This window comes from Isoptericola halotolerans (genome assembly GCF_045689585.1).
Lineage (GTDB): Bacteria > Actinomycetota > Actinomycetes > Actinomycetales > Cellulomonadaceae > Isoptericola > Isoptericola halotolerans_B.
This window is the reverse complement of sequence record NZ_CP140108.1, coordinates 1,123,215-1,136,724: the sequence shown is the minus strand read 5'-3', so window position 1 is coordinate 1,136,724 and position 13,510 is coordinate 1,123,215. Positions and strand designations below refer to the sequence as shown.

The window sequence follows — 13,510 nt, the reverse complement described above, 5'->3', positions numbered from 1 at the left end:
ACGAGCGTCTCTGTTCGTCAGGAATCAGCGGTCGAATCCTGACGAACAGAGACGCTCGTGGCGGGCGAGGTCAGAGGCCGGCTTCGGCCAGTCCTCGCTGCCAGTCGGCCAGGTCCTCGATCTTGTCCTCGAGGACCTCGCCGGCGTCGTCGTCGCGCACGAGGGCGTCGGCGAGCCTCGCCGTCGTGCGGAGGGTGATGGCTGCCTTCCACGGCTTGTCCGCCTCGGCCGCGTCCTGGGCACGGTCGAGCTTGCGGTCGATGAGCCGGACGGCGACCCGGTCACGAGCCGTGTCGGTCGGCAGCTCCTCGACCAGGGCGTCGACCTCGGACCAGGTGACGCAGTTGCCGCCGCCCTCGACGGCGCCCGCCGTCCACTGGACGCCGCGCAGCACCGAGGTGAGGAAGGTCGGGTCCGACCAGGACTCGTCGACGTGGCCCGCGCCCTGGTGCCAGGAACGGCCGCCCTCGAAGTTCTGGCACCAGGCGATCGGGTGGTCCTCACCCATGGTGCCGCCGGAGTAGGTCGACTCGTCCAGGGTCATCAGCACGTGCACGTCGCCCCGCGGGTTGAGCGTGTAGTTGTACCACTCGTCCCAGCGCTCCCACTCGAGCGGGACGCCCTGCATGGAGGGGTGGGCGGGGCTCTCGACGCGCATGGTGGCGGTCTGCTGCTGCGGGTGTCCGGCGAACCGCGCCCCGCCGCCGATGAGCTGGGTGAACCAGCTCGAGGTGTGCATCGTGTCGGTGGCGGCGTGGATACCGACGACGCCGCCACCGCCGTGCACGTAGCCCTGCAGCGCGGTGAGCTCGGCGTCGTCGAGCAGCCGCGGCTGGTCGGGGTCGAGGTTGTTGGTGTTGTCCACAGGGGAGACGAACACGATCGAGTCGTACTGGGACAGGTCCTGCGCCGAGGTGAACGGCGTGGAGCCCATCGTGAGATCGGGCTGGCCGGGGGAGCCGGGCCCCCACCACCCGCCGGAGTCGTTCGGCGGGTCCCACACGTCGACGTCGAAGCCGTGCTCGGCGCCGAGGTCGATGAGCGCGTGGGTGGTCTCGTCGATGTGGGAGTGGCGGAACCCGAGGGTCTTGCCGACGACGAGGACCTCGTCGAGGTCGCCGCCACCGGTATCGGCCGTGGCCGGCGCGGCGGCCGCGACCAACCCGACGGTGGTGGCCGTCGCGGTGGCCAGGGCGAGTGCACAACGGGTCGTGGACGTTCGGCTGCTCATGACGCTCCTTCGCGCATGGTCCATTCGTTGACCCGTTCAACTTAACCCGGGCCGAGGCGTTATGGCTAGGACCTGGCAGAAGTTGGCGGTTCTGCGGCAGAAGCGCTGACCGCTCAGCTGGCCCTGCGGCGGTACGCCGCGATCGCCGCGGCGTAGCCGACAGCGAGGATGCCGACCAGCCAGGCGAGCGCCACCCAGATGTCCGTACCGACCGGCTCCTGGGCGAACAGTGCGCGGATCGTGTCGACGATGGACGTCACGGGCTGGTTCTCGGCGAACCAGGCGACCGGGCCGGGCATCGTGCCGGTCGGCACGAACGCCGAGCTGATGAACGGCAGGAAGATGAGCGGGTAGCTGAACGCGCTCGCACCGTCCACGGTCTTCGCCGACAGCCCGGCGATGACGGCGAGCCAGGTGAGGGCCAGCGTGAACAGGGCCAGGATGCCGACCACGGCGAGCCACGCGCCCACGGACGCACCGGTCCGGAATCCCAGCAGCAGCGCGACGCCGATCACGATGACGATCGAGGCCAGGTTGGCGACCAGCGACGTGAGCACATGGCCCCACAGCACGCTCGACCGGGCGATCGGCATGGACTGGAAGCGCTCGAAGATGCCGCCCTGCATGTCGAGGAACAGCCGGTACGCGGTGTACGCGACGCCGGACGCGATCGTGATGAGCAGGATGCCGGGAAGCATGTAGTTGACGTAGGACTCGTCGGACCCCGTGTCGATCGCGCCGCCGAACACGTACACGAACAGCAGCATCAGGGCGATGGGCGTCACCGCGGTCGTGATGATCGTGTCGGGGCTGCGGCTGATGTGGCGCAAGGACCGTCCGGTGAGGACGCGGGTGTCGGTGAGGACGTGGGTGGTCATCAGGATTCCTTTCCAGCATCGGTGCCGACCAGGGCGAGGAAGACGTCCTCGAGGGACGGCTGCTTCTCGACGTACTCGACCTTGGCGGGGGGCAGGAGCCGCTTGAGCTCGGCGAGGGTCCCGGTCTGGATGATCGTGCCCTCGTGCAGGATGGCGATGCGGTCGGCGAGCTGTTCGGCCTCGTCGAGGTACTGCGTGGTGAGCAGGACGGTGGTGCCGCCCTCGGCGAGCTTCCGCACGCCCTGCCAGACGTCGATCCGTGCCTGCGGGTCCAGGCCGGTGGTGGGCTCGTCGAGAAAGACGATCGGCGGGTCGCCGATCAGGCTCATGGCGATGTCGAGCCGGCGCCGCATGCCTCCCGAGTACGTGCCCGCCCGGCGGTCGGCGGCGTCCGTGAGCGAGAAGCGGGCGAGCAGGTCGTCGGCGATCGCCCGCGGGTCGTCCAGATGGCGCAGCCGGGCGACGAGGACGAGGTTCTCGCGTCCGGTGAGGATCTCGTCGACGGCGGCGAACTGGCCCGTGAGGCTGATGGACTCGCGCACGTCGCCGGGCTTCGCAGTGACGTCGAAGCCGTGCACGGTCGCGGTGCCGTCGTCGGCCTTCAGGAGCGTCGCGAGGATCCGCACGAGCGTGGTCTTGCCGGCGCCGTTCGAGCCGAGCAGGGCGAAGATGCTCCCCGGCTCGACGTCGAGGTCGACACCGCGCAGCACGTGCAGGTCCTTGAAGGACTTCTGGACACCCCGCACGCGGATGGCGGACTGGCGGGACTGGTCGTGAGTCATGGCTGGGTCTCCGTCTCAGGGGCGGTCTCAGGGCCGGCGGACGACGACATCGCCATAGCCGGTGCTGGCGTGGATCTCGGCCGTCGCCTCGTCGTCGAGGGGACCTTCGGTGGGGGTGAGCTGGTTGCGTACGGAGCCGTGCTCGGAGCCGACGTCGAGGTAGGCGGCGGTGCCCTCGGGCACCCCCACCTCGATCGAGCCGTACGACGTGGCGAGCGTGACGTCGCCCGACTCCAGGCGGCCGACGCGGACGCTGCCGTGGGCCCCCTTGGCGGTGAGGCTGCCGCGCACGTGGTGCACGTCGATGTCCCCGTTGGCTCCCTGGATGCCCAGCGAGCCGGAGACGGACCCGACCACGGTGGTGCCGTTGGTCGCGCGGATCGTGCCGTCTCCCCGGACCTCGTCCACCCGGACGGACCCGGTGGCCACCTTGACGGTGAGCGGGCCGTGGGCGCGCCCGACCGCGACCGAGCCGGCCGCGACCTTGGCATCGAGCCTGTCGACCTCGTCGATGCGGACGTCGCCGGCCGAGACCGCGATGCTGACGGTGCCGAAGGGACCCTCGGAGAAGAGTGTGCCGGTCTTGCCGCGCAGGTCGGACCCGGAGGGCACCTCGACCGTGATGTCCGCGGTGCCGGCCGCGAACGGCAGGACCCACTGCTTCCAGGATCCCGGGTAGGTGATCGAGATCGTGTCGCCGTCGCGCTCGACGCGCACCTCCTCGGCGGCGCGCACGGATCCCGACTTGCCCGGCGTGGTGGGGAGCACGGTGACGACGACGTCGTCGCGCTCGGAGGCGACGACGTGCAGGTTCGCGAACGGCACGTCGACGACGACGGGGACGGGGTGGGGGGCGGGGAAAGTGGGCATGTCGGAGCTCCCGAGGTGGTGTCAGTATGGTGTCAGAGCGGTGAGTGGCTGGGACGTGGGGCGTGGTACTCCGGTGGCGCTGCGCTCAGCGGACCCAGCCGGTGGCCCGGCTGGTGCCGCGGTGTGCCCTGGCCTGCGCTGCTGGGCGGCCGGTGGACTGCTCGAGAGCGCCGGCGACGGCCCGCACGAGCCAGGTGTTGACGGAGACGCCCTCGCGGGCCGCGGCGGACTCGACCCGGGACTTGAGGTGGTCGGGGAGCCGCAGGGTGGTGCGGGTGGTGGCGCCGCCGTCAGGGTCGGTGCCCGGCGTTGACGCCGGTGGGACGGCCGCTGGCGCGCGGATCTCGGTACCGACCGGGGTCGCCGGGGCGTCGACGACGAACTCCGGCGAGCCGCTGCGCAGCCGGACGTCGACCGAGCCGGGGGCGATCTCGGCGGAGATCTCGCCGGCGGCGTCGGAGAGCGCCTCGAGCAGCACGAGTCGAGCGGCGGAGTCGAGCGGCGCGGTGAGGCGGGAGGCGATCTCGCGGGCCTCGTCGCTGCCCGCGGAGGCGGCGGTCCGGAGCTGCTGCTGCAGCTGGTCGATGTAGCGGGTCAGATCCATGACCCCACTATGACACCACAGTGGTGTCACCGCAAGAGCCGTGGTGTCGCACGAGGGACCGAAGCAGCCTGGTCCGAACTGCGTAGGATCTCCCCCGTGCGCACAGGACCTTGGGTCGTCCTCATGACCGGACCGCCGGGATCGGGCAAGTCCACGACGGCCGCAGCCTTCGCGCGTTCCTCCGGGGCCGCGCTGCTGGACCAGGACTCGATGACGAACCCGCTGGTCGACGTCGTCGCGGACCTCGTCGGCGCCGATGACTACGCGGACCCGCGGCTGGCGACGCTGGTCCGGGAAGCTCGCTACTCCTGTGTCCTGCGGGCTGCCGGTGACTGTGCCCGGGCGGGGGTGCCTTCGGTGCTGGTCGCCCCGTTCAGCGCGGAACGGGCCGACGTCGCTGCCTGGGACCGCCTGGCCAACGAGGTCGCCAGCGTCGGCGGTCGACCGGTGCTGGCGTGGTTGCGTATCGCCCCCGAGGAGCTCGCGCGACGGTTGCTCGAACGCCGTGCGGCGCGGGACGCCGGCAAGACGGCGGACGTGGGGTCGTACGTCGCGGGACTCGACCTGGACGCACCCGTGGGGCCCTACGTGGAGCTCGATGCGTCGATGTCCGTGGAGGCCCAGGTCGCCCGGCTCGAGGCGACGCTCAGGAGTTCCCGTTAGCCGCTCGGCGCGCGCGCCGGATGAGTTTTCGCCGACCCGTTGACAACCTTGTCATGCATGTCGCATGGTGGTGCTCGCAGGTGATGACAACGATGACATCCGAAAGGCGCGACGCATGAGGTTCAAGGTTCTCCGTGGTGGGGCGAGGTCGACCGACGGTCGTGCCGTACGGCTCCACGGTGGTGTCCGGGCATGACGCTGACCCGGGGAGCCACGCTCAAGGACGTCGCCGAGCTGGCGAACGTGAGCATCAAGACGGCGTCGCGCGTCCTCAACGACGACCCGGCCGTGGCCACAGCCACCCGAGCCGCTGTCACCGCTGCGATGCAGGCGCTCGACTACCAGCCTGACCCTGCTGCACGGTCGTTGCGCGCGGGCAAGGACCGCATGGTCGGCGTCGTCATCGACAGCGTCGGGGACGTGTTCTTCTCCCAGCTCGTCGCTCAGATCGAGTCGACGCTCGACGCGGCCGGTTACCGGGTGCTGATCGCGTCGAGCAACCGTGACGAGCAGCGAGAGCGGGACCTCGTCCAGGGCCTCGTCCAGCGGCGGTGCGCCGGCGTCATCGTCGCGCCGATCGCGAGGGACTCGCTCGAGGGTGTTCCGCTCCGGGACGCCCCGGTCGTCTTCGTCGACCGCATCGGTGACCTCCCCGGAGCCCAGTCGGTCGTGTCCGACGACTTCGGCTTCGGCCGGACGGCGACGCGGCACCTGGTCGATCACGGTCACCGACGGATCGCCCTGGTCAGCGACGCCCCGGTGGTCGAGACCACGCGCCGGCGCCACGAGGGCTATCGCGCCGCGATGATCGAGGCTGGTCACGACGTGGACGAGCGTCTGGTCCGGGACAGCTGCAGCGACCGGTCGGACGTCATGCGTGCCATCAGCGCGCTGATGGCACTCGACGAGCCGCCGACCGCCGTGATCTCGACGAACACCCGGCTCTCGCTGGGCGTCGTCCCGGCGGTGCGCCAGCACGGACGGACGGACCTGGCCCTGGTGGCCATCGGCGACTTCGACATGGCGGAGAGCCTGTCGCCGGCGATCACGGTGATCGACCACTCGCCGGAGGCGGTGGGAGCGGCCGCCGCGGAGGCGATGCTGGCGAGCCTCGACGACCCGGCCCGCACCCCCGACGACCCCATCGTGACGGTCCCGGCCCGGCTCATCCCGCGCGGCTCCGGCGAGCTGTGGCCCTGAACCCGGTTCAGCTCCCGTCACACGGACTCAACGACGAGCAACCTAGGAGGAAGCATGGCTCCCGCAGGAACGAGGCACGGTCCGACAGGAACCTGTGCGCGACGACGGACGGGGCTCGCATGAACACGCAGCCCGTCTACGAGGCCCGAGACGTCGTCCGGAGCTATGGCTCCGTGAAGGCGCTGCAGGGCGCCAACTTCGACGTGCGGCCCGGGGAGGTCTCCTCCCTCATCGGCGACAACGGGGCGGGCAAGTCGACGCTCGTGCGGATCCTCGCCGGGGTCGAGCAGCCCGACTCCGGCGAGCTGCGGTTCGAGGGCGAGCGGACGGTGCTCGGCAGCCCGACCGACGCGCGTCGCCGCGGGGTCGAGACCGTCTTCCAGGACCTCGCTCTCGCCAACCACCTGGACCCGATCCAGAACATGTACCTCGGGCGGGAGCGGATGAGGCCGGGCATCCTCGGGAAGCTCGGGTTCATGGAGCGCTCGGCGATGCGTGCCGCCGGCCGGGAGGCCTTCGAGGATCTCGGTGCCACGGTGCGCAACTACACCGGGCCGGTCGGGGGGATGTCCGGGGGGCAGCGCCAGGCGATCGCCGTCGCACGGGCTGCCGCCTGGGCGCGCAACCTGATCTTCCTGGACGAGCCCACCGCTGCTCTCGGCGTCGTGCAGACGCGGGGCGTGCTGGACCTGATCCGCCGGATCCGGGACCGCGGCATCGCCGTCGTCCTCATCAGTCATTCGATGCCGCACGTGCTCGAGGTCTCCGACCGGGTGCACGTCATGCGCCAGGGCCGTCGTGCCGCGGTGTACGAGGCGGCGCAGACAAGTGTCGAGGAGCTCGTCGGTGCCATGACCGGCGCGCTCGACGGGAAGGAGGTGGCATGATGGTCCAGGAGTCCGTCAGGCCGGCGCCCGCCGCGGCGGTCGTCGACCGGGTGCCGTTCACCACGAGGCTCAGGTCGATGGCCAAGGCCCAGGCGATGCAGATCGTGCTGGTGTGGCTGGGCATCGTCGTGCTGTTCAGCCTCATGAGTCCCGAAGCTTTCTTCGATCCCAACAACTTCCGCAACATCGCGATCAGCGTGGCCATCCTCGCGGTGCTCGGTGTAGGGACCACCTTCATCATCGTCACCGGCGGGATCGACCTCTCGATGGGTTCGATCCTCGTCTTCAGCGGTGTCGTGTCATCGATGTCAATGGGTATGGTCGGCGGCGGTCAGGGCTGGGGCTCCGCGGCTGTCGGCATCGGTGTCGCCCTGCTGTCGGGCCTCTGCTGGGGGCTGCTCAACGGCTTCTTCGTCGCCAAGGCGAAGGTCCCGCCGATGATCGTGACGCTCGGCACCTTCGGCGCCGCGCTCGGCCTGGCACAGGTCCTCACCGGTGGGATCGACCGCCGCGAGGTGCCGGACGTCCTCGTGGACACGATCGGCTTCGGTGAGATCTTCGGTGTCCCCGGCCTCGTGGTCGTCGCGGTGTGCGTGGTCGTCCTCGGCATCGTGCTGCTGCGCCGGACGCGGTTCGGCCTGCACACCTCGGCCGTCGGCTCCAACGCGGAGGCGTGCCGGCGAGTCGGCATCAACGTCGACCGCCAGCTCATCAAGGTGTACGCGTTCGCCGGTCTGCTCGCCGGGCTGGCGGGCATCCTCAATCTCACGTTCTTCCGCTCGACCACGATCGCCGGGCACAGCCTGACGAACCTCGACGTCATCGCGGGCGTCGTCATCGGTGGGACGAGCCTCTTCGGCGGCATCGGCACGGTCTTCGGCACGGTCATCGGGCTCCTGATCCCGGCCACGCTGCGCAACGGCTTCGTGATCCTCGGGGTCGAGCCGTACTGGCAGCAGGTGGTCGTCGGTGCCTTCCTCATCCTGGCGGTCTACGCCGACCAGGTCCGGCGCGCCCGAGCCGTCCGTGGCGGCTCTGGTTCGCGCAAGCTCTCCCGCTTGTTCACCACCCATCGAAAGGACTCATAGATGCGTCCCCCGAAGATCATCCTGCCCGCCGCTGCCGCCCTGCTCCTGACGGTCAGCGCCTGCTCCTCCGGCTCGGAAGCCGCCTCGGTCTCCGGGGCGTCCGGTACGGACGGCTCCGAGTCGCTCGAGCTGGCGTTCGTCCAGGGAGTCATCGGCGACAACTTCTACATCTCGATGGAGTGCGGCGTGCGAGCCGCCGCCGAGGAGATCGGTGGGATCGAGGTGAGCGTCCAGGGCCCGCAGAAGTGGGACCCGGCGCTCCAGCAGCCCATCGTGGCCTCGGTCGCGGCCACCAGCCCCGACGGCATCCTCATCGCCCCGAACGACGTCAGCGCTCTGCAACGCCCGCTCGAGGACGCTGCCGAGGGCAGCGAGGTGGTGCTCGTCGACACGACGATCGAGGACCCGTCCATCGCCGTCTCCGAGATCGCGTCCGACAACGTCGGGGGCGGTGCCGCAGCCTTCGAGGCGATCACCTCGCTCGTCCCGGACGGCGGCAAGGTCCTCGTGATCGACAACCAGCCCGGCATCTCGACCTCCGACGACCGCGTCAAGGGCTTCGAGGAGGCGGTCGCGGCCGACACGAGCTTCGAGTACGTCGGCGTCCAGTACGCGCAGAACCAGCCGGCGCGTGCGGCGGACATCGTGACCTCGACGTTGCAGCGCTACCCCGACCTGAAGGCGATCTTCGCGACCAACCTCTTCAGCGCGGAGGGTGCGGCGACCGGCATCGAGCAGGCCGGCGCCACCGGGGAGGTGCAGGTCGTGGGCTTCGACGCCGGCCCCGCCCAGGTGGAGGCGCTCGAGGACGGCACCGTCCAGGCGATCATCGCCCAGCAGCCCTACGACATCGGCTACCAGGGCGTCGAGCAGGCGGTCGCAGCGATCCGTGGCGAGGCCACGGAGAGCAAGATCCAGACCGGGTTCTCGATCCTCACCGCGGAGGACCTGGCCACCGAGGAGGGGCAGGCAGCGCTCTACGCGTCGACCTGCTGATCCCGCCCGACGTCGGCACGCCGCTCCGCTCTGGGCCGAGCGGCGTGCCGACCCTGCCCGCAGCGCGCCGCGAGCGCCCTGGTGAAGGAGCTGAAGTCTGTGCACAGTCTGGTCGCCGGGATCGATCTCGGCAGCACCGGGATCAAGGTCCTCGTCGCTGACGGGGACGGCCGCACCCTGCTGGTGCGGCAGCGACCGACCCCGTGGGTCGGTGGTCCGGCCGGGACGACCGACATGCTCGCCGAGGACCTCGTCACGACGGTCCACACCCTGCTCGAGGACGTGTCCGCCGCCCTCGTGGAGGAGACCGGCCTCGCAGCCCCGCGCATCGAGGCCCTCGCCGTGGCAGGGATGGGTGAGACGGGGTTCGTGGTCGCCGACGACGGCACGGTCCTCAGCCCGGGGATCGCCTGGTTCGACCCGCGTGGCCGGGCGCAGGTCGATGCGCTCCCGGAGGCGATGCGGTCCCGGTTCGCCGGCCGCACCGGTCTCCCGTGGGGCGTCCAGGTCACGCTGGCCAAGCTGTTGCACCTGCGCGACGGCGGAGTCCCGCTGGCCGGGTCGCGGTGGGTGAACCTGCCCGAGTACATCGTCCACGTGCTCGGTGGTCGACTGGTCGCCGAGCGCTCGCTCACCTCGCGGACAGGTCTCGTCGACCAGGACTCGGGGGAGCCGTGGGGCGAGGCGCTCGAGCTCCTCGGGGTCGGGCCGGACTTCCTGCCCGAGCTCGTGGAACCGGGCACGCCCCTGGGGGAGACGACCTGGGCCCGTGTCCCCGAGGCGTTCCGCGGTGCCCGACTCACCGTGGCGGGCCACGACCACCTCGTGGCGGCCGTCTCCGGCGGCCTCGTCGCCGGGGACGCCTATCACGTCTCGATGGGAACGGCCGAGGTGCTGCTGCGGGTCGTCGACGGCCCGCTGACCTTCGACGTCCGGCGCAGGCTGGGCGATGCGCTGATCAACTGCGTGCACCACGTGGTGCCCGGGCAGCACGTCCTGGTCGCCGGCGTGAAGACGGGGCTGCTCATGCGCCGTGCGCTCCAGCTCTTCGGGATCGACGGCGCCGAGCAGCGCGAGGCCCTCGACGCCCAGGTCATGGGGCTCGGCACACGCTCAGGCCTCGCCCCCGGGGCCGTGCAGGTCTCGGGCGCGCGGAACGACGACGGCGTGCTGAGGCTGGCCGTGCGCGCCGACGGCGTGACACCGGCCGAGGCGTTCGTGGCCGTGCTCCGGCACGGCAACGACGAGATCCGGGACCTGGTCGCGGTCATGGACCGCGAGCTCGCACCAGCGACCTCGACGTTGCTCTCGGGCGGCTGGACGGGCATGGAGTCCGTGCGCGCGGTGCGCGCCGAGGTGCTCCCCGGCCTGCAGGTGTCCGACCGCACGCAGGACACCGCGCACGGCGCGGCGGGCTTCGCCTCCCGCCTGCTCACGGCACAGGCCGTCGAGCTCACCGACTGAACCAACCACCACAGGGAGACGACGATGAAGAACCAGCTCACCACTCTCGAGCGCCGTGCCATGTCCTCGATCTGCACGCCCGACGGCTCGATGCTCATCGTGGCGGCCGACCAGCGCAACGGGATGAAGGCCGTGATGAACTGCCCCGACGGCCCGGTCGCGATCTCGACCCGGCAGCTCGCCGATGCGAAGGCCGACCTCGTGACCTACCTCGGCAACCACGCGCCGGCGATCCTCCTGGACCCGGAGGTCGCGCTCCCGCAGATCGTGGACGACGGTGTGCTCGGCCGCAGCACCGCTCTGGTGGTCGGCATGGACGCGTCGGGCTTCGAGACCGTCGACGGGCTCCGGTACACCCGGTTCGTGGAGGGTGTCACGCCGCGCACGGTCCGCGAGCTCGGCGGGGCCGTCGCCAAGATGCTCTGGTACGTGCGCACCGACCGCCAGGACGCCGGGTCGCGCGTCGCGCAGGAGATCCGCGAGCTCGTCGAGGCCTGCGCCCGCGAGGGACTGCTCCTCATCGTCGAGATCCTGACCTACCGGCTCGAGGGCGAGACGGAGGAGGAGTACGCCGCGGCCTTCCCGTCCCTCGTCGCCGACGCGGCGGCGCTCGCCGTCGACTGCGGGGCGAAGGTCCTCAAGCTGCCGTACCCCGGCTCGCCGGAGGGCTGCGACGCCGTCACGGCTGCGGCGGCCGGTGTCCCCTGGGCGGTGCTGTCGGCGGGCGTCGACCACGCGACGTTCATCGGCCAGGTGCGCACCGCGGTCGCCCACGGTGCGTCGGGGGCGATGGCAGGCCGGTCGCTCTGGAAGGACAGCCTGGCGATGACGACGCCGGAGCGTGCCGAGAAGCTGACGGAGCTGTCGCAGCCCCGGCTCGCCGAGCTGCGTGAGGCCGTGACGGTCCGGAGCGAGGCCGCAGCGGCCTGACCGGTGGTGCGCGTGCCGCTCCCGGGGACACGGGCGCGGCACGCGCCTCATCGTGGGTGCCGGGGGCCCGCGGGTCGGCAGGAGTCGCGTTCGATCAGCACCGACGGCACCGTCGTCCGTCGGCGGAAGCGCCGTCGGGGGTGGGCCTGGCGTTCGATCACCCGGGCCGCTGCCAGCTCGCCCACCAGGCGCGGCTGCTGGTCGAGGACGGTGACGGACGGGACCAGCGAGTCGGCGAGCGGGAAGTCGCCGAACGAGACCACGGCGAGCCCGAGCGACCGGATCCGGGGTGCGAGCGCCTGGGTGCACCGGGCGTTGGAGCTGACGACGGCCGTCGGTGGGTCGTCGAGTGCCAGGAGGTCGTCGATCGCCCCGTCCACGCCTCCGGGGGTGGAGTCGGCCATCGCCACCAGCTCCGGGCGGACAACCGCACCGGCCTGCGAGAGCGCCTGCTGGTAACCCGTCAGGCGCTCCGCGGTGGTGGACAGCCGGTGGGTGTCGCCCAGGAAGGCGATCCGGCGGTGGCCGTGGCCGAGGAGGTGCTCGGTGAGCACGGCCGCACCGCCGGCGTCGTCGGTGGTGAACGAGTCCGCGGCGAGCCGCGTGGGCAGGCGGTCGACGACCACCAGCGGGGTCGAGGCCGACCAGGGCCTCAGGTACGACTGCTCCTCGGACACGGGCGCGAGCACGAGACCGCTCAGGCGACGGCTCAGCAGGGCCTCGACGCGTTCGCGCTCCTCGGCAGGGTCCGCGCCGGTGCCGGCGACGATCGTGAGCATGCCGTGGAGTGCCGCGGTTCGGTCGACGTGGTGCACGATCGAGGCGAAGTACGGGTCCTCGATGCTGGGGACGACGACGCCCATCACGCGGGAACGGCCTTCCCGGAACGTGGTCGCGAGCGCGTTCGGCACGTACCCGAGACGACCGATGGCCTCCTGGACGCGCTGCCGGGTCTCGGCGGTGACGTGGGCGTCGCCGTTGTGGACGCGCGAGACGGTCTTGACGGACACGCGTGCCTCGCGCGCGACGTCCCGCATGCTCACCACGGGGACATCCTCGCACCCGTCCCGACCGGCGGGCTCACCGGCAGGTGTACCCACCGTCCACCGGCAGGTGGGCACCCGTGATCATCGCCGCGCCGTCGCCCAGGAGGAAGACCACCGGGGCCGAGACCTCCTCCTGCGTGGCCCAGCGCCCCAGCGGCATCTGGTCGAGGAAGGGCCCGCCGACGTCCGGGCGACCCCAGTAGAACTCGGACATCTCCGTCATGACGACCGTCGGGTGAACGGAGTTGACCCGGATGCCGTGGGGACCGAGCTCCAGTGCGCTGACCCGCGTGATCGAGTCGACGGCGGCCTTGGACGCCCCGTACGACACGTGGTTCGGGAGAGCCACGAGGGATGCCTGGCTGGAGACGTTGACGATCGAGCCTCCCTGGCTGAGCCGGATCATGCTCCGCGCCGCGTACTTGGTCACCAGCAGCGTGCCGCGTGCGTTGACGGCGACGACCTTGTCGAAGACGTCGACGTCGGTGTCCATCGGCGTGGCGATCTCGCCGCCGAACCCGTGGCACGCCACCACCCCCCAGAGGTCGAAGTCCTCCAGCGCGGCGGCGACCTCGTCCTCCGAGGTGACGTCGAAGGTCAGCGACCGGCAGCCGGTCTCGGCGGTGATCTCCTCGATCGAGCTCTCGGTGCGACCGCTGGCGACGACGTCGGCGCCCGCCGCCACGAGGTCGCGCACGATGGCGCCTCCGATCCCTCCGCCTGCACCGGTCACCAGCACGGTCCTGCCGTCGAGCCTGTTCATCGCGTCGTCCTCTCGTCGTGGTCGGTGCGCCGATCCTGCCACAGGACCGTCGACATGTCACCGGTGTCATCGATGACCGTTGACACCGGTGTCATCGCGCCATAGCGT

At 71.1% G+C, this 13,510-nt stretch carries 14 protein-coding genes; 7 read left to right on the top strand and 7 right to left on the bottom strand.

Annotated elements, in window-relative coordinates:
- Nucleotides 1-70: 70 nt before the first annotated feature.
- From UQW22_RS05365 to UQW22_RS05345, 5 genes are all read right to left on the bottom strand, one after another.
- Nucleotides 71-1,231 carry a ThuA domain-containing protein gene (locus UQW22_RS05365; RefSeq protein ID WP_407319870.1) on the bottom strand — a complete coding sequence of 387 codons (1,161 nt, stop codon included), beginning with the start codon at nucleotides 1,229-1,231 and terminating at the stop codon, nucleotides 71-73.
- Between the two features lie 113 nt (nucleotides 1,232-1,344).
- Nucleotides 1,345-2,109 carry an ABC transporter permease gene (locus UQW22_RS05360; protein WP_407319868.1) on the bottom strand — a complete coding sequence of 255 codons (765 nt, stop codon included), beginning with the start codon at nucleotides 2,107-2,109 and terminating at the stop codon, nucleotides 1,345-1,347.
- Nucleotides 2,109-2,891: an ABC transporter ATP-binding protein gene (locus UQW22_RS05355; RefSeq protein ID WP_407319867.1), complete on the bottom strand. Its 783-nt coding sequence runs from the start codon at nucleotides 2,889-2,891 to the stop codon at nucleotides 2,109-2,111. Before UQW22_RS05355 ends, UQW22_RS05360 begins: the two co-directional genes overlap by 1 nt.
- Before the next feature lie 27 nt (nucleotides 2,892-2,918).
- On the bottom strand, nucleotides 2,919-3,761 hold the full coding sequence (locus UQW22_RS05350; protein ID WP_407319865.1) for a DUF4097 family beta strand repeat-containing protein: 843 nt from the start codon (nucleotides 3,759-3,761) through the stop codon (nucleotides 2,919-2,921).
- 85 nt (nucleotides 3,762-3,846) lie between these two features.
- Complete coding sequence (locus tag UQW22_RS05345; protein WP_407319864.1) at nucleotides 3,847-4,365, bottom strand: histidine kinase; 519 nt, start codon at nucleotides 4,363-4,365, stop codon at nucleotides 3,847-3,849.
- Nucleotides 4,366-4,461: 96 nt separating this feature from the next.
- On the opposite strand from UQW22_RS05345, the gene UQW22_RS05340 reads away from it, so the two are divergent.
- From UQW22_RS05340 to UQW22_RS05310, 7 genes are all read left to right on the top strand, one after another.
- The gene (locus UQW22_RS05340; protein WP_407319862.1) at nucleotides 4,462-5,028 is read left to right on the top strand and encodes an AAA family ATPase; all 567 of its coding nucleotides are present in this window, start codon (nucleotides 4,462-4,464) and stop codon (nucleotides 5,026-5,028) included.
- Nucleotides 5,029-5,220: 192 nt separating this feature from the next.
- Nucleotides 5,221-6,228, top strand: coding sequence for a LacI family DNA-binding transcriptional regulator (locus tag UQW22_RS05335; RefSeq protein WP_407319861.1), 1,008 nt, complete (start codon nucleotides 5,221-5,223; stop codon nucleotides 6,226-6,228).
- A gap of 119 nt (nucleotides 6,229-6,347) precedes the next feature.
- Entirely contained in the window at nucleotides 6,348-7,115 is a 768-nt protein-coding gene (locus UQW22_RS05330; RefSeq protein WP_407319859.1) for an ATP-binding cassette domain-containing protein, read from the top strand.
- Nucleotides 7,112-8,203, top strand: a complete 1,092-nt coding sequence (locus tag UQW22_RS05325) for an ABC transporter permease (protein ID WP_407319858.1) — start codon at nucleotides 7,112-7,114, stop codon at nucleotides 8,201-8,203. Before UQW22_RS05330 ends, UQW22_RS05325 begins: the two co-directional genes overlap by 4 nt.
- Nucleotides 8,204-9,199, top strand: coding sequence for an ABC transporter substrate-binding protein (locus tag UQW22_RS05320; protein ID WP_407319856.1), 996 nt, complete (start codon nucleotides 8,204-8,206; stop codon nucleotides 9,197-9,199). It begins immediately after the preceding gene.
- 99 nt (nucleotides 9,200-9,298) lie between these two features.
- Nucleotides 9,299-10,663, top strand: coding sequence for an L-fuculokinase (locus tag UQW22_RS05315; protein WP_407319854.1), 1,365 nt, complete (start codon nucleotides 9,299-9,301; stop codon nucleotides 10,661-10,663).
- Nucleotides 10,664-10,687: 24 nt separating this feature from the next.
- Nucleotides 10,688-11,593 carry a hypothetical protein gene (locus UQW22_RS05310; protein ID WP_407319852.1) on the top strand — a complete coding sequence of 302 codons (906 nt, stop codon included), beginning with the start codon at nucleotides 10,688-10,690 and terminating at the stop codon, nucleotides 11,591-11,593.
- A 47-nt stretch (nucleotides 11,594-11,640) separates the two neighbouring features.
- Here the strand turns inward: UQW22_RS05310 and UQW22_RS05305 are convergent, their stop codons facing one another.
- Complete coding sequence (locus UQW22_RS05305; RefSeq protein ID WP_407320727.1) at nucleotides 11,641-12,630, bottom strand: LacI family DNA-binding transcriptional regulator; 990 nt, start codon at nucleotides 12,628-12,630, stop codon at nucleotides 11,641-11,643.
- Nucleotides 12,631-12,673: 43 nt separating this feature from the next.
- A complete protein-coding gene (locus UQW22_RS05300) occupies nucleotides 12,674-13,402 on the bottom strand; it encodes an SDR family oxidoreductase (protein ID WP_407319850.1) in 729 nt (242 codons plus the stop codon).
- Nucleotides 13,403-13,510 lie beyond the last annotated feature (108 nt).

Excerpts from the sequence above, each read along its gene's own strand:
- UQW22_RS05365 (WP_407319870.1), bottom strand. The coding sequence starts at position 1,231 with ATGAGCAGCCGAACGTCCACGACCCGTTGTGCACTCGCCCTGGCCACC.
- UQW22_RS05360 (WP_407319868.1), bottom strand. The coding sequence starts at position 2,109 with ATGACCACCCACGTCCTCACCGACACCCGCGTCCTCACCGGACGGTCC.
- UQW22_RS05355 (WP_407319867.1), bottom strand. The coding sequence starts at position 2,891 with ATGACTCACGACCAGTCCCGCCAGTCCGCCATCCGCGTGCGGGGTGTC.
- UQW22_RS05350 (WP_407319865.1), bottom strand. The coding sequence starts at position 3,761 with ATGCCCACTTTCCCCGCCCCCCACCCCGTCCCCGTCGTCGTCGACGTG.
- UQW22_RS05345 (WP_407319864.1), bottom strand. The coding sequence starts at position 4,365 with ATGGATCTGACCCGCTACATCGACCAGCTGCAGCAGCAGCTCCGGACC.
- UQW22_RS05335 (WP_407319861.1), top strand. The coding sequence starts at position 5,221 with ATGACGCTGACCCGGGGAGCCACGCTCAAGGACGTCGCCGAGCTGGCG.
- UQW22_RS05330 (WP_407319859.1), top strand. The coding sequence starts at position 6,348 with ATGAACACGCAGCCCGTCTACGAGGCCCGAGACGTCGTCCGGAGCTAT.
- UQW22_RS05325 (WP_407319858.1), top strand. The coding sequence starts at position 7,112 with ATGATGGTCCAGGAGTCCGTCAGGCCGGCGCCCGCCGCGGCGGTCGTC.
- UQW22_RS05320 (WP_407319856.1), top strand. The coding sequence starts at position 8,204 with ATGCGTCCCCCGAAGATCATCCTGCCCGCCGCTGCCGCCCTGCTCCTG.
- UQW22_RS05310 (WP_407319852.1), top strand. The coding sequence starts at position 10,688 with ATGAAGAACCAGCTCACCACTCTCGAGCGCCGTGCCATGTCCTCGATC.
- UQW22_RS05305 (WP_407320727.1), bottom strand. The coding sequence starts at position 12,630 with ATGCGGGACGTCGCGCGCGAGGCACGCGTGTCCGTCAAGACCGTCTCG.
- UQW22_RS05300 (WP_407319850.1), bottom strand. The coding sequence starts at position 13,402 with ATGAACAGGCTCGACGGCAGGACCGTGCTGGTGACCGGTGCAGGCGGA.